General features: G+C 68.5%; 1 protein-coding gene. It reads right to left on the bottom strand.

The features are described from left to right. Positions 1–105: 105 nt before the first annotated feature. A complete protein-coding gene (locus tag AC13HU_RS37815; protein WP_483046529.1) occupies positions 106–444 on the bottom strand; it encodes a hypothetical protein in 339 nt (112 codons plus the stop codon). Positions 445–798 lie beyond the last annotated feature (354 nt).

The following is a 798-nucleotide window of genomic DNA, read 5'->3' as shown; positions in this document are numbered from 1 at the left end:
CGGCGGGGGCGTTCCCGCGCGGGCCGGGTGCGAGGCGGGTGGGCGCGCGGCGGATTCGGGCCGGGTGCGGGTCAGGCGAGTGCCCGGCACGCCGCCACTGCGTGATCATTCCACTGCTTCAGGGGCTCCCTGCTCGAACGCAAGGCGGCAACGTTCCACCTGCTCGGCTGCCTGCTCCATGAACCAGCGCATGACTTCGTAGGGGATGACGTGTTCGTCGTGGCTGTGGATGCGGACGGTGGGTTCCAGGCTCGGGTCCTCGTCAGGTACCACCGCCACCATGAAGGCCGGCCCAGGCAAGTGAGTCACCGCATCGGGAATCTCAGCCCACGCAACTGGCGCCGGAACGGCTTCGCTCAGCTCCACGCACCAGGCGTCGTCCGGCAAGGCATAGTGGAACTGGATGGCATAGTGACGGCCGTCATGGACGCGCAACTCAGGCATCTCCGCAGGTTGCCACGGCCGCCACGTCGAAGTCTCGCGAGTAACCGCTCAGCCTGGTGCCGCCACCCGTCGGTGGTGCCGGATGGGCTGCGGGAGATGTTCCAGCGGGTCGTGTCGTCAGGCGCTGCGGAGGTGACGCGCGACGAAGTCGCGCCAGCGGCCGCCCCGCGCCGGCAACTCCGGTTCCATGGATCGCCCTTGGCGACCTGAGACGTTTCAAAGGTGCAAAGAATAACGGCGCCGAGCGGGCTCCGCAATGGGGCGTACCGGCACGATTCGGAGACGATGCCGACCGCCCGACCCCACCCGCCACCGGACACCCGCGGACCACGACCGTATACGCGACCGTATACG

This window comes from Streptomyces sp. NH27 (assembly GCF_056859195.1).
Note: the sequence above shows the minus strand (reverse complement) of the source record. Positions and strands in the feature narration are given on the sequence as shown.

What these genes read in the sequence shown, in the direction of transcription:
- AC13HU_RS37815 (WP_483046529.1), bottom strand. Translation starts at nt 444, where the DNA reads ATGCCTGAGTTGCGCGTCCATGACGGCCGTCACTATGCCATCCAGTTC.